The organism is Streptomyces sp. NBC_01429, assembly GCF_036231945.1.
Taxonomy (GTDB): Bacteria; Actinomycetota; Actinomycetes; order Streptomycetales; family Streptomycetaceae; genus Streptomyces.
The window spans coordinates 438,910-457,754 of sequence record NZ_CP109599.1 but is presented as its reverse complement, the minus strand read 5'-3'; the positions used below and the strand labels follow the sequence as shown (position 1 = coordinate 457,754).

The window sequence follows — 18,845 nt, the reverse complement described above, 5'->3', positions numbered from 1 at the left end:
AGCGCCTCGCGCCTTGGCGCTCCCTCTCAGGCCCGTTCCCGCTCGCCCTCGGTGCGGGCCACTTTCAGCTCGACGCCCCCGGCGAGCAGCGCCTCTTGGACGGTCGGGGTGAGCGCGTCGTCGGTGATCACGGTGTCGAACGCGGTCAGGGCGGCGACCCGGTACATGCCGAAGGTGTCGTACTTGGCGCTGCCCGCCAGCAGTACCGAGCGCGAGGCGCTGCTCATCGCCGCCTGCTTCACCTCCACCTTGGGCGCCGACGGTGTGGTCACCCCGCGCCGGACGTCCCAGGAACTGGTGGAGATGAAGGCCATGTCCAGGGCGAGCTGCTGGAGGGTCAGCGCCGCCAGCCGGCCCACGGTGGAGCGGTTGGCGTGCTCGGTGCGCCCGCCGGTGTGGATCACCTCGATGTCAGGGTTCCCGATCAGCGCGTTGGCGGTGGTGAAGTCGTTGGTGACGACGGTCATTCCCTTCAGCCGCACCAGATGGGGCACCAGGCCCTGACAGGTGGTGCCGGCGTCCAGATAGACGGTGGTGTGGTCCCGCAGCAGCTCACCCGCCTCGCGGGTGATGGCCAGCTTGGCGGGCTGGTCCATCATCGACTTGTCGACCCTGCTGGGCTCGTGGTGCAGCTGCCGGCCGGCGATCCGCACCCCGCCGGTCACCGAGACGGCGCGGCCCTGTGCCTCCAGCGCGGCGATGTCCCGCCGTACGGTCATGTGGGAGACGCCCAGCATCTCGGTGAGCTGGTGGACGCTGAGCACCGAGTGTCCCCGCAGCAGCTCGATCAGCAACTCCCGGCGCTGGTCGGGGATGAGGGGGGTGTCGTCGGTGGTCACCCGGGTCTCCTTCACTCGTGTCTTCCTGATGTGTCCGCGGCGTGCCTCCCGCGTCACGGGACGCCCGCCCGGGGTGGCGCCGGAGTGTGACGGTACCCCGGGCGGGCGGCGCGTCGGCCCGGTCAGACCAGCCCCATCGCGTACAGGACGTAGAGGATGGCGAACCCGGTCACCCCGGAGATGGCGGAGGCGACCCCGATGGACCTGATTCCCTGTCCCACGGTCATGTTGGAGAGGGTCGTGGTCACCCAGAAGCCCGACGAGTTCGCGTGCTTCATGATCTGCGCGCCGGTGCCGCACGCCAGGTAGACGGCGAGGGCGGAGATGCCGAGCCCCGCCATCAGCGGTTCCATGATCGCGGCAGCGGTCATCACACCGAGGATGTTCGAGCCGGTGATCGTGCAGATGGCCGCGGCCACCAGGAACGGGACGATGATCGGCGACAGCCCCATGTCCCGGATCATGTCGGCGGCCCCGTCGGCGACCTTGGTGTCACGGATGATCAGGGCCAGCGCGCCGCCGACTCCGGTGAGGGCGAGCGGGAGGGCGGCGAGCTTCAGCCCGGCCTCGAAGAGGTCGTTGAGGGTGCTCTTGCGCCGCCAGTCCCGGCCGAACAGCGGCAGGGCGGTGAGACAGCCGATGAAGAGCGCCATCAGCGGTGTGCCGAGGAAGCTCAGCACCCCGCCGAGCCAGGACTTCTCGCCGACCATGTCCACGGCGTAGGAGTCGAGCATGATGAGCAGGATCGGGGTGAAGATCGGTATCAGCGAGAGGGGCAGGCTCGGCAGCCTCGGGGCCTCGGGGCCGTTTGTGCCGGCCGCTTCCTTCGTACCGCCCGTAGCGGCTGCCTCGCCGGCGCCGGGAGCCTCCTCGGCACCGGCGGCCTGCTCGGTGTCCTCCGCGCCACCCGCGCCGCCCGCCGCGCCGACCGGGACCGGGGCGGGCAGGTGGTCGACGTACTCGGCCTTCGGCGCCACGTACGTCTTGATGGTCAGCAGATAGACGGTGGCGGCGATGATGCCGGGGATGCCGACGAGCGCGCCGTAGAGCATCGCCTGACCGAGGTCCACGCCCAGGAGGGCGGAGGCGGCCAGCGGGCCGGGGCCCGGCGGGACCAGCGAGGTCATCACATAGGCGCCGATGTAGAGGATCGGACCGAGCCGCATCATCGACATGCCGCTGCGCATCGCGATGGCGGAGACCACCGGGATCAGCATCAGCACCACGGTGTCGGCGATCAGCGGGATGCCGACGACGGCGGAGGCGAGCGCGATCGCCCAGGGGACCTTCTTGCCGGAGAACCAGCGCAGCGCCTCCTCGGTGATGCGCAGCGCGGCGCCGCTCAGCTCCAGCATCTTGCCGAGCACGCAGCCGAAGATGATCAGCAGCCCGACACTCGACATGGTCGAGCCGAACCCCTCGGTGACCAGTGCGAGCGTCTTCTCGCCGCCGAGCCCGAGGACCAGCCCGAGCGTGGTGACGATGACGAAGAGGGTGGCGACCGGATGGACCTTGAACTTGGCGATCAGCAGCACCAGCGCGACGATCGCTCCGCCGAACGCGAGCAGCGTGTAGGCGTCGGACATGGAATACCTCTTTGTACTCGGTCGGAGCGGCTCAGCGCGTCTGAGGCGCGCGGTCCGCGTCGGCGCGCCAGGCGGCGAGCAGGTCGGGGTCGTAGCCGTCGATGTCGGCCACGGTGATCAGCGCGCCGCGCGGGACGTTCCGGACGAGGCGGGAGTGGGCGGCCAGATAGAAGGGGGCGGTGTCGGAGGGCGCCTCGGCCGCGGGCAGCAGGACGGGAGCGACCCCGTCGATCTCGTGGTGGTGGCCGCCCATGGCGAGGACGGTCCCGGCGGGCAGGTCGCGGGCCGCGCGCCCCGCGAGCACGGCGTGCCGGCCGGGCACGGCCACGCCCGTCGGAACGCCGTCGCGGACGGCGGCCAGCAGGGTGAGCGGCGTCTCCACGCCCATCAGGTGGTACGGCAGGTAGAGACAGGCGTAGCGGCCGTTCCGGCTGACGACATGGCCCTTCTGGGCGAGGACGCTCCAGGTGACCGGGTCGTGGGTGCGTACGACGGCGAAGACACCGCCCGCGAAGCTGGCCTCCTCCGGCAGCCGGAGCACACTGAAGACATCGATCACACCGGCCCTGCCGAGCACACCGCCGTCCTCGCGCAGGGCGTACACATCGGCGAGTTCGGCGGTGCGCGCGACCGGGTAGTGCAGGGCCTCGCGGTCGGGTACGAAGCCCGTCCCGGCCGCCACCACGGCCATCTCGCAGTAGTCGGCCGCCGCCGCGCGCTTGAGCGGGGCGACGGCGCGGGCGCGGGCCGCGAGTGTGGCGGGCACATCGTCGCCGAGCCGCAGCAGGGCGCTCAGTTCGGGGGCGTGCAGGGACTCGTCGAGCTGACGGACCTCGCCGGTGGCCGGGTCGAAGACCAGGTCGTACTCGCCGGACTTGCCGATGGCGACGATCTCCAGACCGAGTGTGCGGATCCGGTCGTGCCACTCGATCAGGTTGGCGGGCTGGTCCCCGGCGGCGGGGGTGTAGACGACGCCGTGCAGACGGGCGAGCCGGTCCAGTTCGACCCCGGCGACGGAGTCGACCTCCTTGCTGACCATCGCCACGTGGTGGCGGTTCTCGATCGCTTCCCTGGCGGCCCGGAATCCGGCCGAGGGGCTGCCGGTGGCCTCCACGAGAATGTCGTACGCCGCGTCGGCCAGCAGCGCCGTGTCGGCGACGACGGCGGTGTGTCCGGCGGCACGGGCCTCGCGCAGCCCGTCCGCGTCGGACACGAGGGTCAGGGCGGCCGGGTCGTATCCGAGGTCGGCGCACAGGGCCAGGACCGCGTCGGGGTCCAGATCGCACAGCACGGCCGGATGCAGGCCGGGGAGCAGCAGCGACTGCGCGAGCAGAGTGCGGGCGAAGCCCCCGCCCGCACCGGTGAGCGCGTAGGTCACGGGGCCCGCCGTGAGCGGATCGCCCGGCGTGTCGACGTTCATGAGCCCTCCTGGGAAAGCGGCCCGTGAGGGGCCGGTGTGGTGCCATGCGGTTTCCCGCTTCGCAGCGTGAACGTAACGTGGATTAACATGAGCGTCAACGTATGTAACATTGATTCACAGATCTCGATCGTGTGACAGTCGGGATGACCGGATAGTCCGGAGCGAGTCCGAGAAACCGGGCTCCTCGGGACGTGTTCACGACACAAGGACGGGTGGCAGACGGTGCGCAGAGCACACACAGCACTCCGATGGGGCGGTATCGCCGACGACTTCACCGGCGCCACCGATCTCGCGACGAACTGGGTGGCCAGAGGGGTACGGACCAGTGTCACACTCGGTGTGCCCACCGAGGAGGAGCTGGCCGGGCTGGCGGACATGGACGCCGTGGTGGTCGCGCTGAAGTCCCGTACGGCGCCGGTCGCCGAAGCCGTCGGCGAGAGCGTGGCCGCGCTCGCGGCCCTGCGCCGGCTGGGCTGTGAGCGGATCTACGACAAGTACTGCTCGACCTTCGACTCCACACCGCGCGGGAACATCGGCCCCGTCGCCGACGCGCTGATGGCCGGGCTGGACACCGGGACCGCGGTGGTGGTGCCCTCCTTCCCGGCCACCGGGCGCACCGTCTACCGGGGCCATCTGTTCGTGGGCGACCAACTGCTCGGTGACAGCCCCATGCGCCACCACCCGCTGACCCCGATGACCGACTCCAGCCTGGTCAGGCTGCTCTCCCCGCAGACCACGCACCCCGTCTCCGCCGTCGGCCTGGACGTGGTCCGCGGCGATCCGCGCGCGCTGCGGGCGGCCCTGGACGCCGAGGCGGGCGACGGGCGGCGCTACGTGGTGGTCGACGCCATCGACACCGAGGACCTCACCCGGATCGCCGCGGCCACCGCACACCACCCGCTCGTCACCGGCGGTTCCGGGCTCGCCCTCGGACTGCCGTCGCGCGGCGCCCCGGCCGCCGGAGCCATGCCCGTGATCCCCGGACACCGCGTGGTGCTGGCCGGCAGCGCCTCGGCGGCCACCCGCGCCCAGACCGACGCCGCCCGCTCGGCCCTGCCCAGCCGCCGGCTCGATCTGGCCGCCCTGCGCGCCGACCCGGCGGCCGAGGTCGCCCGGCTGACCGACTGGGCCCGTACCAACTGGTCCGCGGCGCCCGGCGTGCCGGTCCTCGTCTACGCCGTCGGCTCGCTGTCGGACGTCGAGCGGCACACGCCCGAGGGGCTGCGCCCCGCCGCCGAGCTGGTGGAGGAGGCACTCGCCGACTGCGCCACGGCCTTCGCCGGGGCGGGCGCCCGGCAGTTCGTCGTGGCGGGCGGCGAGACCTCGGGCAGTGTGGTGCGCGCCCTGGGCGTGCGCCGCCTCGAACTCGGCCCGGCCCTCGCGCCCGGAGTCTCGTGGGCGCTGGGCTCGGCTCCGGACGGAGCCTCGTACAACCTCGCGCTGAAGTCGGGGAACTTCGGCGGGCAGTCCCTGTTCACGAGCGCCTGGGAGGAACTGGGATGAGCGACCCCCGCAGCGAACTCGTCGCCGCCGGACGCGCGTTGTCGGACGCCGGACTGAGCCCGGGAGCGTCCGGCAACCTCAGTGTGCGCGTCGGCGACCGCATATACATGACCCCCACCGGGTCCCGACTCGAAGCGCTGGACCCCGAGCGGCTGGCCGTGCTGGACGCCCGGGCGCCCCTGCACGAAGGCCATACGGCGGGGCCGCCACCGTCCAAGGAGTTCCCCCTCCACCGGGCCTTCTACCGGCGCGACCCCGCCACCCGCGCCGTCGTCCATCTGCACAGCGCCCACGCCGCGGCCTGCTCCTGCCTGCCGGCCTGGTCCCGCCGCAGCGCGCTGGCGCCCCTCACCCCGTACTTCGTCATGCGCGTGGGCCAGACCCCGCTGATCCCGTACGCGGCCCCCGGCGACCTGGACCAGGCGCGCCGGCTGGAGGAGCTGGGCTTCCCCTTCCACGCCGCCCTCCTCCAGAACCACGGCCCCATCACCGCCGGTGACACCCTCGCGCGGGCCGTGGACGCCGCCGTCGAACTGGAGGAGGTCGCACGGCTCACCCTCCTCCTCAAGGACACGGCCCCCCGTCTCCTCACCACCGAGGAGGCGACGGCCCTCGCCCACCGGTACGGCAGCACCTGGGAGGGCGCGGTGGACTGAGGCGGCGGGCGCGGAACGGTGGCGGCCCGGGAGGACGGCGATCCGGCCGTCGTACGGTCCTGGGCGCGCGCCGTTCCGCCCCGGCGGCAGTCTCGGTCCGGCCCCCAGCGCCGCGCCCGGGGCCGAAAAATCCGGCGGCCGAAAACTCCGACGGCCAAGCGGGAACAGATGGCGCGGTCGTGTTGCTTCAGATCCTGGCGACGTGAACACGACCCCGGAATCCGGGCATTGCGCGGGGCAGGTGGCCCGCGTAACGTTCGGGTCAGGTCATGAGTGTCAGCGTGAAGCCCTGGCTTGCTGACCGGCAACCCTCCCACCGCGGTGGGGTGCTCCAGGTGACGACCGGGCGGAGCCCGTCCGGGTTCCGCAAGCGCGAGACGGCGAGGCCCTGGGGCCCGCCGGAGACGGAAGGGGCGGAGGCGGACATGGTGTCACCCATCGCCCCGCTGCCCGCCAGGGTCCTGGCCCCGCGACGTCGCGTGCACCTTTACTCCCGGCCCCATATCGACCTCCAGCGTGTGGCCGGCGCGCTCTGTTGTTCCTGACCTGTTTCGCCGCCACCCGCCCCTCCCGATGAGGGACGGCGCTCTCCCACGGTCGATCAGGAAGGCACACTTCCGTGTCCTCGTCTTCTTCGCTGCCCTTTTCCCCGTCCTCCGCGCTCCACCTCGCCGTCGCCCTCGACGGCGCGGGATGGCACCCGGCCGCCTGGCGCGAGCCGGGAGCCCGGTCCCGGGACCTGTTCACCGCCGCCTACTGGGCCGACCTCATCGCCGAGGCCGAGCGCGGCCTGCTCGACTTCGTGACGATCGAGGACGGACTCGGACTCCAGTCCTCGGACCTCACGGAACCCGACGGGCGCACCGACCAGGTGCGCGGGCGGCTGGACGCGGTACTCATCGCCGCGCGCGTCGCCCCGCTGACCCGGCACATCGGGATCGTACCGACCGTGGTCGCCACGCACACCGAGCCGTTCCACCTCTCCAAGGCGATCGCCACCCTGGACTATGTGAGCTCCGGCCGCGCGGGCCTGCGGGTCCAGGTGTCGGGGCGGCAGAACGAGGCGGCGCACTTCGGCCGCCGCACGATCCCGCCCATCCGCTTCGGCGGGACGTACACACCGCGGGCGCGGGAAGCGATCGCCGAACTCTTCGACGAGGCCGCCGACTACGTCGAGGTGGTGCGCCGCCTCTGGGACAGCTGGGAGGACGACGCCGAGATCAGGTCCGTCCCCACCGGCCGCTTCATCGACCGCGACAAGCTCCACTACATCGACTTCGAGGGGCGGCACTTCAGCGTCAAGGGCCCCTCCATCACCCCCCGCCCGCCGCAGGGCCAGCCCCTCGTCACCGCGCTGGGACACGAGAGTGTGCCGTACCGGCTGATCGCGGGCTCCACCGACCTCGGCTACGTCACCCCGCACGACGCCGGCCAGGCCCGCGGCATCGTCGACGAGATACGTACCGAACGGGCCGGGACGGCACGGGCCGAGGAGCCCCTGCACATCTTCGGCGATCTGGTGGTCTTCCTCGACGACGACCCCGCCGCGGCGGCGGCCCGCCGGGACCGGCTGGACGGTCTCGCGGGACAGCCCTTCACCAGCGACGCGAAGGTGTTCACGGGCACACCGGCACAACTGGCCGACCTGCTCCTGGAATGGCAGCGCGCCGGACTCTCCGGCTTCCGGCTGCGCCCCGCCGTGATCGCCCACGACCTGCCGGCGATCACCCGCGGTCTGGTGCCCGAACTGCGGCGCCGCGACGCCTTCCGGCACACCTACGAAGCCGTCACCCTGCGCGGGCTGCTCGGACTGCCCCGCCCCGCCAACCGCTACGCCACCGCCTGAGCCGGAGGGAACACCGATCATGAGCAAGCCGCTCAAGCAGATACATCTCGCGGCCCACTTCCCCGGCGTCAACAACACCACCGTGTGGAGCGACCCCGAGGCCGGCAGCCACATCGAGTTCAGCTCCTTCGCGCACTTCGCGAAGACCGCCGAACGCGCCAAATTCGACTTCCTGTTCCTCGCCGAAGGGCTGCGCCTTCGCGAACAGGGCGGAAAGATATACGACTTGGACGTGGTCGGCCGCCCCGACACCTTCACCGTGCTGTCCGCCCTCGCCGCCGTGACCGAACGCCTCGGCCTGGCCGGCACCATCAACTCCACCTTCAACGAGCCCTACGAGGTGGCCCGCCAGTTCGCCAGCCTCGACCACCTCTCGGACGGCCGCGCCGCCTGGAACGTCGTCACCTCCTGGGACGCCTTCACCGGCGAGAACTTCCGCCGCGGCGGCTACCTCCCGCAGGAGGAGCGCTACTCCCGCGCCCAGGAGTTCCTGTCCACCGCGAACGAGCTGTTCGACTCGTGGCGCGGCGACGAGATCGTCTCCGACCCGGGGACCGGCGCCTTCCTCCGGGACGCCCGCGCCGGAGCCTTCGTGCACAAGGGGCAGCACTTCGACATCGAGGGGCAGTTCAACGTCCCGCGCAGCCCGCAGGGCCGCCCCGTGATCTTCCAGGCCGGCGACTCCGAGGAAGGAAGGGAGTTCGCCGCCGCCGGCGCCGACGCGATCTTCAGCCGGTACAGCACGCTCACGGAGGGCCAGGCGTTCTACACGGACGTCAAGAACCGCCTGGCGCGCCACGGCCGCGCCCACGACCAGCTGCTGATCCTGCCCGCCGCGACCTTCGTCCTCGGCGACACGGACGCCGAGGCCCAGGAGGCGGCCCGCGAGATACGCGGGCAGCAGGTCAGCGGTGCCACGGCGATCAAACACCTGGAGTTCGTCTGGAACCGCGACCTCTCCGGATACGACCCGGACGGCCCGCTCCCCGACATCGACCCGGACCTCGGCCGGCACAGCATCGCCCGCGGCCGCGCCCAGGTACGGATGTACCGCGACCCGCTGGCCACCGCCCGCGAGTGGCGGGAGCGCGCCGCCGCCAACAACTGGTCGATCCGGGACCTGGTCATCGAGACCGGCAGCCGGCAGGCATTCGTCGGCGCCCCGGCCACGGTCGCCCGGGCCGTCAACGACTTCGTCCAGGCCGATGTCAGCGACGGCTTCATCCTCGTCCCGCACATCACCCCCGGCGGACTGGACGTCTTCGCCGACACCGTGGTCCCGCTGCTCCAGGAGCGCGGTGTGTTCCGTACGGAGTACGAGGGCACGACCCTGCGCGACCACCTCGGCCTGGCCCACCCCGACGCCGAGGCGACGGGCGAGCGGGCCGCCTCGTGAAGTTCCTCGCCATCACCCTGATCGCGCACGCCCCGCACCCGGTGACCGGTGTGCGCAAGCCGACCGGCGAGCGCTTCCGCGAGGTCCTGGACAACGCGCTGCTCGCCGAGCAGCTGGGGTTCGACGGCTTCGGTGTGGGGGAGCGGCACGAGCGGCCGTTCATCTCCTCCTCGCCGCCGGTCGTGCTCAGCCATATCGCCGCGCTCACCTCCCGGATCCGGCTGTTCACCGCGGTTACCACACTCAGTCTGCTGGACCCGGTGCGCGCCTACGAGGACTACGCGACCCTGGACCAGCTGTCCGGCGGCCGACTGGAGTTGATCATCGGCAAGGGCAACGGCGCCGCCCAGCGTGAGCTGTTCCACGTCACGCCCGAGGACCAGTGGGAGCGCAACGCCGAGAGCTACGAGGTGTTCCGACAGATCTGGCGGCAGGACAAGGTGACGGCCGCCACGCGTTTCCGCCCCGGGCTCAAGGACGCGGAGGTGTGGCCGAGACCGCTCCAGCAGCCCATCAGGGTCTGGCACGGCAGCGCCACCAGCAAGGAGTCGGTCGACCTGGCCGCCCGCCACGGCGACCCGCTGTTCTCCGCGAACGTCACCAACACCATAGAGCCGTACGCCGAGTTGATCCGTTACTACCGCGAGCGCTGGGAGCACTACGGGCACGACCCGGCGCGCATCGCCGTCGGGGCGGGTTCGGCGGGCTACTACGCGGCACGCACCTCCCAGGAGGCGATCGCCCACTACCGCCCGGTGTTCGAGGGCTATCTCGCCTTCCAGAAGCGGCTGGGCGTCGACCCGGTGTTCCCGACTCTGGAGGACTTCATCGAGCGGAGCTCGGCGCTGATCGGCAGCCCCCAGCAGGTGATCGAGAAGGTGCACCGCTACCACGAGCGGTTCGGGCACACCGTGCTGCACCTGCACGCCGACGCCGGCGGGCTCACCGACACCCAGCACCGCGACGCCCTCGAACTCTTCCAGTCCGACATCGCCCCCGTACTGCGACGGGAGATCCCCGACCCGCCCTTCGCCTGGGGCCCGGTGCTCGCCGAGCGCGAGGACGGCGCCGTCGAAGCCGCGGCCGGAACCCCGGCCGACGCCCCGGCCGGGCCCGCACCCGCGCTCCCCACCCCTGCCCCCGACCACTGAGGAGAACCCCGACCGTGTCCCGCATCCCCCTCGGGGTCCTCGACCTCGTCCCGATCTCGTCCGGTTCCAACGCCACCGAGGCGCTGCGCAACACCATCGACCTGGCCCAGCAGGCGGAACGGTGCGGCTACACCCGCTACTGGATCGCCGAACACCACCTCAACCCCGGTGTGGCCGGCACCTCGCCGGCCGTGGTGCTGGCCCTGACCGCCTCGGCGACCTCGACGATCAGGCTCGGCTCCGGGGCCGCGCAACTCGGCCATCGCACCGCCCTGTCCACCGTGGAGGAGTTCGGCCTGATCGACGCCCTGCACCCGGGACGGCTCGACCTGGGCCTCGGCCGCTCGGGAGGCCGCCCCACCGGGCCCACGGGGAAGGAGCCGTCCGCGCCGGCCACGATTCCCGTCGTCGACGGACGGGCCCCCAACGGGCTGAGGATCCCGCCGAGGTTCTCCTTCGAGCGGCTGCTCGGCTCACCCCGGATCGCGCTCCAGCAACAGCTGCTCCACCAACCGGACGCCCGGCCACAGGACTACGGCGAGCAGATAGCCGACATCCTCGCCCTGCTGCGGGGTACGTACCGTTCCGCGGACGGTATCGAGGCACATGTCGTACCCGGCGAGGGCGCCGACGTGCAGGTGTGGATCCTGGGCAGCAGCGGCGGACAGAGCGCCGAGGTCGCGGGCCGCAACGGTCTGCGCTTCGCCGCGAACTACCACGTCAGCCCGGCCACCGTACTGGAGGCGGCCGAGGGCTACCGCGCCGCGTTCGAGCCCTCCGAGGTACTCGACAAGCCGTACGTCAGCGTCTCCGCCGATGTCGTCGTCGCCGAGGACGACGAGACCGCACGCGAACTCGCCACCGGCTACGGTCCCTGGGTCCGCAGCATCCGTACCGCCGAGGGCGCCATCGAGTTCCCCACGCCCGAACAGGCCCGTGCCCGCGTCTGGACCGAGGAGGACCGCGAGCTGGTCGCTGACCGCGTCGACACCCAGTTCGTCGGAACGCCGGGACACGTGGCCGACCAGCTCGAACAGCTCCAGGAAGCCACCGGGGCCGATGAGTTGCTCGTCACCACCATCACCCACGGCCACGCCGACCGGGTGCGTTCCTACGAACTGCTGGCGCGGGAGTGGCAACGCAGGTGAGACCCGGACCGGGAGGCCGGGCGCCCGCACCCGCGGGAAGGCGGTGCGGGCGCCCGGCACCCGGTCTGTTTGTCATGGCGGTCGTCGCCTGCTGACATAGGGCGCATGCTCCGACGGATACGCACACGGATACGGGTACGAGTACGGGGCGCCGGGCGTCCGGCCGCGCTGGCGGCGAGTCTCGCCGCCGTCCTCGCCACCGCCTCCGCGCCCGCGGTGGCCGACGGCTCCCGCGAGGTCGCGCTACGGCTCGAAGCCCCGGCGGTCTTCTCCATGTACCACGCGGACGAGGGCGCCGGGGCCACGAACAGCGACTTCGTCGTGCCCGTCGCCGTCGAGCCCAGCGGCAACGGCCCGGCCCGTAATGTCCACGTCGTCGTGGACGCGTCGGGGCTGGCGGGCGTCGCCCGGGCCGGAAAGGGCGGCCACGGGAACTGCACCGGCGAGGGACCGGTGTTCACCTGCGCGTACGGCGACGTGCGGAACGGGGACGGGGAGTCCAACGCGCCCTTCACCCTGCACGGTGCGGACGGCGTCGAGCCGGGCGACAGCGGCACGGTGACGTACACCGTCACCGCCGACAACGCGGCCCCGGTCACCGGCACCACCCGGATGACCGTGGACGGTCCCACGCTGCACACGCCCAAGGACGAGAAGACCGTCAAGGGCGTGGCACCGGGGAAGCCGGTACCGCTGTCGCCCAGGTTCGCCAACCACAGCCGGTTCACCGCGGAACGGGGCGTCGCCCTGCGCCTCACGGCGCGGGACGGTGTGCTGACGTCGCGCCCCGGCAACTGCTACTTCGACACCGCCTTCACCTCGGCGTGGTGTGTGTTCGCCACGAAGGCCGCACCGGGCACCGCCTACCGCACCGGTTCCCCGATCGGTTACGCGGCCGACGCCGGGAAGCTGACGGGCACACTGTCGTACAGCTGGTCGTCCGAACCCCGCAAGCCCGGCGACCTCACCGTGCGCGGCACGGGCGCCCCGCTGTCGCTGACCGAAACGGCCGGCCGCGGCCTCACGAACGGCAGCAGCGAAGTCCACGTCGAGACCACCGTGCAGGCCGACTACGAGGCGCTCACGGCAACCGTCCGGGGCCGGGTCGGTGACACGGTGAAGGTACGGCTCGGACTGCGCGACCACGGCCCCGGCCGGCTCAGGAGCATCGCGGGGATGGACCCCGACGTGATGGGCGGCTTCGAGGTGGTTCCGCCGGAGGGCACCACCGTCACCTCCATCCCGTACACCTTCGAGGACTCGGGCGGCACATGGGCGTGCGAGCGGCCGAAGAAGCCCGGCGGGGCGTTCGTCTGCGACATCGGCTACGACAACTTCCACGAGGCGCGCCACGAAGGAGGGACGACCGCCATCGACTTCCACATCCGGATCGACCGGCAGGTCCCCGGCGCGCGGGGCACCATCCGCACGTACAACCCCTACGACCGCACCCCCGGAAACGACACCGCCGTCATCCCGCTCGACGCGTCGCCCGCCCCGTTCTACCGGAACCCCACCGTATGGGCGGTGGGCGGCGCGGTGGCGGTGGTGGCGGCGGTGGTACTGGCGACCCTGTACCGGCGCCGGGCGGGACTTCCCGGGCAAGCGCCCTAAGGTGTGCTCGGCATCCGTATGACCGCCGTACCGCCGTCCAGATCCACCGTGGTCCGGTGCGGCGGGGCGCCGTCCTCCTCGTCGTCACGGAGCAGCAGCGCCGACTGCCCGGCGCGCAGCAGGAGCTGATCGACGAAGGCCACCATGGTCAGCGCGATGACCAGTCCGGGAAGCGTCATGAACACCATGGTCTCCATCGCCCCAGTATGGGCGAGAACATGGTGCGGCAGGAGGCGTGGGCCGCAGCTTTCGCTGTCGCGTCACGGTGCGAGAGTTTTATCCCCGGAATTCGTCCCGGCAGCGTTCTCGGCGCCGGTGAGATGTGAGAGGAATGCCGTCGTGCCGGAAAATGGATCCGCGGCTCAGAAGGCGCTCGGTGATCTTGCGCCGAAAATGGTGGAACTCACGGACGGGGTTCTGTTCGGGGACGTGTGGGAGCGACCGGAGCTTTCGCCCCGGGACCGCAGCCTGATCACCGTGACGACGCCGGCGGCGCCGTACCGCACCGAGCAGCTCGGTTTTCATCTGCGACCGGCGATGGACAACGGGCTCAGTCGCGAGGAACCCGTCGAGGCACTGACCGACCTGGCGTTCTAGGCCGGCTGGCCCAATTCCATGAGTGCCCTCGGCCTGCTGAAGGACATCATCGGAACCACGGACACCACCCACGCGGCCACGGAAGCGGCCGCGCGCTGAAGCCCGCTCCCGGGCCACGGAGACGTCACCCGCACCTGAAAGAAGAAGACACCGATGGAGTTCGTCAAGCAGGGGCCCACCACGAAGGCCCCCGAGGAATGGTTCACGGGGGACGTGTGGTTCGACGTGATCCACGCCGGCCAGGAGCCCTCCCGGATACGCGCCAATATGGTGCGGTTCTCCCCGGGCGCGCACACCGCGTGGCACCACCACGCCGTGGGGCAGACCCTGCACGTCGTCGAGGGAGTCGCGCTGATCGGCACCCGGGACGGCACGGTCTTCGAGGCCCGTCCGGGCGAGACGGTGACCTGCCCGCCCGGCGAGGAGCACTGGCACGGCGCGACGCCGGAGCGCTTCATGCAGCATCTGGCCCTGTGGGAGGGCCCGGGTGACGACCGGCCGGAGACCACCTGGCTGGAGAAGGTCACCGCCGGCGAGTACGGCGGCCCCCGGACCCGGAGCCACTGACCTCCGGGCCGGATCGCCGCCACGGGCAGGAACCATTCTCTTGATCATTCAGAAAGCGAGATCTCCCCATGCGGGCAACGTTCATGCACCAAGCGGGCGACGTGCGCGTCCAGGATGCCCCGGACCCGGTCGTCGAGCAGCCCACCGACGCGGTCGTACGCGTCGTACGCTCCTGCGTCTGCGGTAGCGACCTGCACCCGTACCACAGCCTGTCCGCCGCGGACGGGCCCGCCCCGATGGGCCACGAGTTCATCGGCGTCGTCGAGGAACTCGGCTCGGAGGTGTCCGGCCTCAGCCGTGGCGACCTGGTGGTCTCCCCGTTCGCCTTCGCCGACAACACCTGTGAGTACTGCCGCGAGGGCCTGCAGACCTCCTGCCCGAACGGCGGCTTCTTCGCCGCCGGTGTCGGTGGCGCCCAGGCCGAGGCCGTCCGCGTCCCGCAGGCGCAGGGCACGCTGGTCAAGCTCCCCAAGGACGTCGACTCCGCGCTGCTGCCGTCGCTGCTGACCCTGGCCGACGTCTACGGCACCGGCTATCACGCGGCCCGTCAGGCCCGCGTCCGGCAGGGCGACAGCGTCACCGTCATCGGTGACGGCGCCGTCGGTCTGCTCGCGGTCCTCTCGGCCAGGCAGCTCGGCGCCGAGCGGATCATTCTCATGGGGCGGCACAAGGACCGCACCGATCTGGGCCGCTTCTTCGGTGCCACCGATGTCGTCGCCGAGCGCGGCGAGGAGGGCATCGCCAAGGTCCGCGAGCTGACCGGCGGCCAGGGCACCCGCGCCGTACTGGAGGCCGTCGGCCATCTGCCGGCCTACGAGATGGCCGTCGGCGCGGTCCGTGCGGGCGGTGTGATCAGCCGGGTCGGCGTCCCGCAGTACGAGGAGGCCCCGGTCGGCTTCGGCAGCCTGTTCGGCCCGAACGTCACGCTCACCGGCGGACCGGCCCCGGTGCGCGCCTACATCGACGAACTGCTGCCCGCCGTCCTGAACGGCACCGTCGAGCCGGGCCGCGTCTTCGACCGCACCGTCTCCCTGGCGGAGACACCGGAGGGCTACCGGGCGATGGACCGGCGCGAAGCTCTCAAGGTCATGATCACGCTCTGAGTCACGGGCTCACGAGCACCCGGGGTGGGCAGGCCGACCGGCGCCTGCCCACCCCGACCCGGGTCCCGGACTCCGTACGACCTGAGCCGCTGTCTGCTCGGTCACCGATCGCGTCGGTCACCGATCGCGCCCGCGGCCCCCTCGGCTACGCCCAGTCGGCCAGCTCCGGCATGGCCTTCTCGTTGACCCGCAGCCCGATGCCGGGCTCCGTCGGCAACTGCGGCCGTCCGTCGATCACTTCGGGCTCCCCGAGGAACAGCGGCTCCACCCGCTGGTCCTGTCCCCAGTAGGACGGGTTGGTGAGGTGCTCGATCCAGGTGCAGCCCGGCTGTGACAGCACGACGTGCAGGGTGGCCGCCGAGTAGACGTGCGGGATGACGTCGAGACCGGCGCCGGAGGCCATCTGGCACACCCGCCGCAGTTCGGTGATGCCACCGACCCGGTGCACGTCCGGTTGCAGCACGTCCGCCGCTCCGGCGTCGATGAGGTGCTGGAAGCCGTACCGGGTGAACTCGTGCTCGCCGGTCGCGATGGGCACCAGGCCCAGGTCGCGGAGCATCGCGTGGCCCGCCACATCGTCCGGGACGAGCGGCTCCTCGACCCAGCGCAGGCCGAGCCCCGACAGGCCGCGCAGCATCTCGACGGCGAACGCGCGGTCCCACCCCATGTAGGCGTCGCTCATCAGCTCGATGTCGTCGTCCAACTCGTCGCGAACGGCCTCGATATGGCGGAGGTTGGCGAGGAGCCCGCGGCGCCCGTCGGCCGGACCGTACGGCCAGTTCGCCTTGACCCCCGTGTAGCCCCGCTCCGCGTAGTCCCGTGCCATGCGCCGGACTTCGGCCGGATCGTCGTCGGGCTGCACCTTGCTGGCGTACGCGCGGACCTCCCTGCCGTGTTCTCCGCCCAGCAGCTGGTAGACCGGCCGGCCCAGTGACTTGCCCACGGCATCCCAGACCGCGATGTCGATGGCGCTCATCGCCTCGATCGCCGCGCCCTTGCGGCCGTACACGATCGACGACCGGTACAGCTGTTCCCAGATCTGCTCGGTCGCCTGCGCGTCGAGCCCGGTGGCGATGCGCCCGAGGTGCTCGTTGACCATCAGTGTGGCCGCCCCGATGCCGTCCTCGGAGTAGCCGAGGCCGGTGGTGCCGTCGGCGAGTGTGACGCGTACGACGACGATGCCCTGTGGCCAGGTGTACCAGGACCAGCCGTCCCCGCGGCGCGCGAATCCGTTCATCGGGCTCGGCCCCCTGACGCTCTTCTGCTGCTGCCAGAAGTTGCCCCACATCGACCGGGCGACGTGTCGTGCTTCGACGTTGATGATCTCCACGGATCTGTCCTCTCTCCGGTCGGCATACCCGTCCGGGCCGTTGACACCTTAAACCCGACCGACCTATGTTTTGCACATGCCGCTAAGGCATTGCAACATACGCAACCAGGAGGACGTTTTGGACACCGGATCGGACACCCCATCGGGCCCGGACACGGACACCGGCTCCGACACGGGCTCTGACACCGGCACCGGCACGATGCGCGCCGTGTCGTGGGCCGGACCCGGCCGCCTCGAAGAGCACGAGGCGCCCGTCCCGCCCGTCCCGCCGGGCCGCGTGCTGGTCGAGGTCACCCGGGTCGGAGTGTGCGGCTCGGACCTGGCGATCCTGCGCGGTCAGCACGCCCGCGCCGAGCCCGGTGTGATCCTCGGCCACGAGTTCGTCGGTACGGTCGCGGCGTCCGGCACGGCCGACGCCCCGCCGGTCGGCACCCAGGTCGCCGTACGGCCGCTGATCGCCTGCGCGGACCGCGGCACCGTACCGCCGTGCCGCGCCTGCGCGTCCGGCAACGCCCACGTGTGCGCCGCGCTCGGTCTGTACGGAGTGGACGAGCCGGGCGGCCTCGCCGGGTACGTCTCCGTACGCGCCGCCGCCGTCCACCCGGTGGCGCCGGCCGTCCCGCCCGGACTGGCCGCACTCGCCGAACCACTGGCCGTGGCGGTGCACGCGGTGGCCCGCTCCGGGCTGACCGCCGGCGCCACCGTCGTGGTCTTCGGCGCGGGCCCGATCGGGCTGTTCACCGCGCTGGTCGCCCGCCGCGGCGGGGCCGGGGACGTGCTGATCGTCGAGCCCAACGCCTGGCGGCGCGAGATCGCGGAACGGTACGGCTTCGCCACACTGGCCGCAGGTGACGACACCCCGGCGCTGATCCGGGAGCGCACCGGGGGCGAGGGCGCCGACCTCGTCTTCGACTCGGCGGGGCATCCGTCGGTCGCGCTCCAGCTCACCGGGGCGGCCCGGATCCAGGGCACCATCGTCGTCGTCGGCGTCTACAAGACACCGCCGCCGGTGGACCTCCGCACGGTCAACTTCGCCGAACACCGGCTGATCGGCACCCGGGTGTACACCCGCGACGACTTCATCACGGCGATCGGCCTCATCGAGACGGACGAGCTGGGGCTGTCCACCCTTCCCACCCGCACCTTCCCGCTCGACGAGGCGGCGGACGCGCTCGCCGCCGCGGGCGGTGGCGAGGGCAGTGTGAAGGTACTGATCGAGCCGGGCCACACCTCCGGAAACCAGGGGAACGCATGACGGACACAGCGGGTACGGAAACAGCGGGTACGGAAACAGCGAGTACGGACACGACGCGCACGGGCGGAGCCCCCGCGCCCCGGGGCGCCTGGGTCATCGGCGGCGGCAGCGGCATCGGCCGCGCCACGGCGCTGCGCCTGGCGCGCGACGGCTACCGCGTCGCCGTCTCCGGCCGACGCGAAGCCCTGCTGGCGGAGACCGTCGCCGAGATCACCGCCGCGGGCGGCCTGGCCGTGTCCGTACCGGTCGACGTGACGGACGAGGAGTCGGTGACGGCGGCCCACCGCGCCGCCGCGGACGGCGCCGGACCACTGGAGGTGCTGGTCTGTTCGGCCGGCACCAACGTGCCCAACCGCTGGTGGGCGGAGCTGACCGGCAAAGACTTCGACCGGGTCGTCGACACCAACCTCAACGCGGTGGTGCGCTGCGTGCTCGCGGTCCTCCCCGGGTTCAGAGCGGCGGGCTTCGGCCAGATCGTGGTCGTGTCCTCCTGGGCCGGCCGGCACTACATGTCCGCGGCCGGGGCCGCCTACAGCGCCGGCAAGACGGCGCTGGGCTCGCTGGTCGAGACGCTCAACGACCAGGAGGGGCGCCACGGAGTGCGGGCCACCCATCTCTGTCCCGGGGAGGTGGACACACCGATTCTGCGCACCCGGCCCGTCCCGCCGCCGCCCGAGGAGATCGCCCGCATGCTCGTCCCGGAGGACGTCGCGGACGTCGTCGCCTCCGTGACGGCGCTGCCGCCCCACGTGTGTGTCAACGAACTGGTCGTCACACCGGTCTGGAATCGCATGTACATCGACAACAGCGCCTACCGGCCGGACGGGGGCTGAG

The 18,845-nt window shown here is 71.8% G+C and carries 17 protein-coding genes, 1 pseudogene and 1 riboswitch; of the genes and pseudogenes, 13 read left to right on the top strand and 5 right to left on the bottom strand.

What is annotated here, in order from left to right:
- Positions 1-26: 26 nt before the first annotated feature.
- From OG627_RS02085 to OG627_RS02075, 3 genes are all read right to left on the bottom strand, one after another.
- On the bottom strand, positions 27-839 hold the full coding sequence (locus OG627_RS02085) for a DeoR/GlpR family DNA-binding transcription regulator (RefSeq protein WP_329060790.1): 813 nt from the start codon (positions 837-839) through the stop codon (positions 27-29).
- A 122-nt stretch (positions 840-961) separates the two neighbouring features.
- The gene (locus tag OG627_RS02080; protein ID WP_329060788.1) at positions 962-2,425 is read right to left on the bottom strand and encodes a GntP family permease; all 1,464 of its coding nucleotides are present in this window, start codon (positions 2,423-2,425) and stop codon (positions 962-964) included.
- Positions 2,426-2,456: 31 nt separating this feature from the next.
- Positions 2,457-3,845 (bottom strand): homoserine dehydrogenase, encoded by a 1,389-nt coding sequence (locus OG627_RS02075; protein WP_329060786.1) that lies wholly within the window; start codon positions 3,843-3,845, stop codon positions 2,457-2,459.
- A gap of 222 nt (positions 3,846-4,067) precedes the next feature.
- Here OG627_RS02075 and otnK point away from each other — a divergent pair, with 222 nt between their 5' ends.
- From otnK to OG627_RS02040, 8 genes are all read left to right on the top strand, one after another.
- Entirely contained in the window at positions 4,068-5,348 is a 1,281-nt protein-coding gene (gene otnK / locus OG627_RS02070; RefSeq protein ID WP_329060783.1) for a 3-oxo-tetronate kinase, read from the top strand.
- Complete coding sequence (locus tag OG627_RS02065; RefSeq protein ID WP_329060781.1) at positions 5,345-6,004, top strand: class II aldolase/adducin family protein; 660 nt, start codon at positions 5,345-5,347, stop codon at positions 6,002-6,004. Before otnK ends, OG627_RS02065 begins: the two co-directional genes overlap by 4 nt.
- Positions 6,005-6,269: 265 nt before the next feature.
- Positions 6,270-6,383, top strand: a riboswitch (SAM riboswitch).
- A gap of 46 nt (positions 6,384-6,429) precedes the next feature.
- On the top strand, positions 6,430-6,549 hold the full coding sequence (locus OG627_RS35415; RefSeq protein ID WP_365384135.1) for a putative leader peptide: 120 nt from the start codon (positions 6,430-6,432) through the stop codon (positions 6,547-6,549).
- A gap of 74 nt (positions 6,550-6,623) precedes the next feature.
- Positions 6,624-7,850, top strand: coding sequence for an LLM class flavin-dependent oxidoreductase (locus tag OG627_RS02060; RefSeq protein WP_443073409.1), 1,227 nt, complete (start codon positions 6,624-6,626; stop codon positions 7,848-7,850).
- A gap of 19 nt (positions 7,851-7,869) precedes the next feature.
- Positions 7,870-9,246, top strand: coding sequence for an NtaA/DmoA family FMN-dependent monooxygenase (locus OG627_RS02055; protein WP_329060779.1), 1,377 nt, complete (start codon positions 7,870-7,872; stop codon positions 9,244-9,246).
- Entirely contained in the window at positions 9,243-10,397 is a 1,155-nt protein-coding gene (locus OG627_RS02050) for an LLM class flavin-dependent oxidoreductase (RefSeq protein WP_329060777.1), read from the top strand. The genes OG627_RS02055 and OG627_RS02050 overlap by 4 nt, the downstream gene beginning before the upstream one ends.
- A 14-nt stretch (positions 10,398-10,411) precedes the next feature.
- Positions 10,412-11,545, top strand: coding sequence for an LLM class flavin-dependent oxidoreductase (locus OG627_RS02045; RefSeq protein WP_329060775.1), 1,134 nt, complete (start codon positions 10,412-10,414; stop codon positions 11,543-11,545).
- Positions 11,546-11,650: 105 nt separating this feature from the next.
- Positions 11,651-13,159: a hypothetical protein gene (locus tag OG627_RS02040; RefSeq protein WP_329060773.1), complete on the top strand. Its 1,509-nt coding sequence runs from the start codon at positions 11,651-11,653 to the stop codon at positions 13,157-13,159.
- On the opposite strand, the gene OG627_RS02035 is transcribed toward OG627_RS02040, so the two are convergent.
- Positions 13,156-13,356, bottom strand: a complete 201-nt coding sequence (locus OG627_RS02035) for a DUF6191 domain-containing protein (protein WP_329060771.1) — start codon at positions 13,354-13,356, stop codon at positions 13,156-13,158. The genes OG627_RS02040 and OG627_RS02035 overlap by 4 nt on opposite strands.
- A 196-nt stretch (positions 13,357-13,552) precedes the next feature.
- Here OG627_RS02035 and OG627_RS02030 point away from each other — a divergent pair.
- From OG627_RS02030 to OG627_RS02020, 3 genes and pseudogenes are all read left to right on the top strand, one after another.
- Positions 13,553-13,753 (top strand): annotated as a pseudogene (locus tag OG627_RS02030) (carboxymuconolactone decarboxylase family protein); the annotation flags it as partial.
- 156 nt (positions 13,754-13,909) lie between these two features.
- Positions 13,910-14,323, top strand: coding sequence for a (R)-mandelonitrile lyase (locus OG627_RS02025; protein ID WP_329060770.1), 414 nt, complete (start codon positions 13,910-13,912; stop codon positions 14,321-14,323).
- A 68-nt stretch (positions 14,324-14,391) separates the two neighbouring features.
- Positions 14,392-15,426, top strand: a complete 1,035-nt coding sequence (locus OG627_RS02020; protein ID WP_329060768.1) for an alcohol dehydrogenase catalytic domain-containing protein — start codon at positions 14,392-14,394, stop codon at positions 15,424-15,426.
- Between the two features lie 145 nt (positions 15,427-15,571).
- On the opposite strand, the gene OG627_RS02015 is transcribed toward OG627_RS02020, so the two are convergent.
- Positions 15,572-16,756: an enolase C-terminal domain-like protein gene (locus OG627_RS02015; RefSeq protein WP_329060765.1), complete on the bottom strand. Its 1,185-nt coding sequence runs from the start codon at positions 16,754-16,756 to the stop codon at positions 15,572-15,574.
- 118 nt (positions 16,757-16,874) lie between these two features.
- Here OG627_RS02015 and OG627_RS02010 point away from each other — a divergent pair, with 118 nt between their 5' ends.
- Together OG627_RS02010 and OG627_RS02005 are read left to right on the top strand one after the other, a co-directional pair.
- Entirely contained in the window at positions 16,875-18,011 is a 1,137-nt protein-coding gene (locus OG627_RS02010; protein WP_329060763.1) for a zinc-dependent alcohol dehydrogenase, read from the top strand.
- Positions 18,008-18,844 (top strand): SDR family oxidoreductase, encoded by an 837-nt coding sequence (locus OG627_RS02005; protein ID WP_329060761.1) that lies wholly within the window; start codon positions 18,008-18,010, stop codon positions 18,842-18,844. The genes OG627_RS02010 and OG627_RS02005 overlap by 4 nt, the downstream gene beginning before the upstream one ends.
- The last annotated feature ends 1 nt before the right edge of the window (position 18,845 follow it).

What these genes read in the sequence shown, in the direction of transcription:
- OG627_RS02075 (WP_329060786.1), bottom strand. Translation starts at nt 3,845, where the DNA reads ATGAACGTCGACACGCCGGGCGATCCGCTCACGGCGGGCCCCGTGACC.
- OG627_RS02040 (WP_329060773.1), top strand. Translation starts at nt 11,651, where the DNA reads ATGCTCCGACGGATACGCACACGGATACGGGTACGAGTACGGGGCGCC.
- OG627_RS02035 (WP_329060771.1), bottom strand. Translation starts at nt 13,356, where the DNA reads ATGGAGACCATGGTGTTCATGACGCTTCCCGGACTGGTCATCGCGCTG.
- OG627_RS02065 (WP_329060781.1), top strand. Translation starts at nt 5,345, where the DNA reads ATGAGCGACCCCCGCAGCGAACTCGTCGCCGCCGGACGCGCGTTGTCG.
- OG627_RS02005 (WP_329060761.1), top strand. Translation starts at nt 18,008, where the DNA reads ATGACGGACACAGCGGGTACGGAAACAGCGGGTACGGAAACAGCGAGT.
- OG627_RS35415 (WP_365384135.1), top strand. Translation starts at nt 6,430, where the DNA reads ATGGTGTCACCCATCGCCCCGCTGCCCGCCAGGGTCCTGGCCCCGCGA.
- OG627_RS02020 (WP_329060768.1), top strand. Translation starts at nt 14,392, where the DNA reads ATGCGGGCAACGTTCATGCACCAAGCGGGCGACGTGCGCGTCCAGGAT.
- OG627_RS02080 (WP_329060788.1), bottom strand. Translation starts at nt 2,425, where the DNA reads ATGTCCGACGCCTACACGCTGCTCGCGTTCGGCGGAGCGATCGTCGCG.
- OG627_RS02025 (WP_329060770.1), top strand. Translation starts at nt 13,910, where the DNA reads ATGGAGTTCGTCAAGCAGGGGCCCACCACGAAGGCCCCCGAGGAATGG.
- OG627_RS02055 (WP_329060779.1), top strand. Translation starts at nt 7,870, where the DNA reads ATGAGCAAGCCGCTCAAGCAGATACATCTCGCGGCCCACTTCCCCGGC.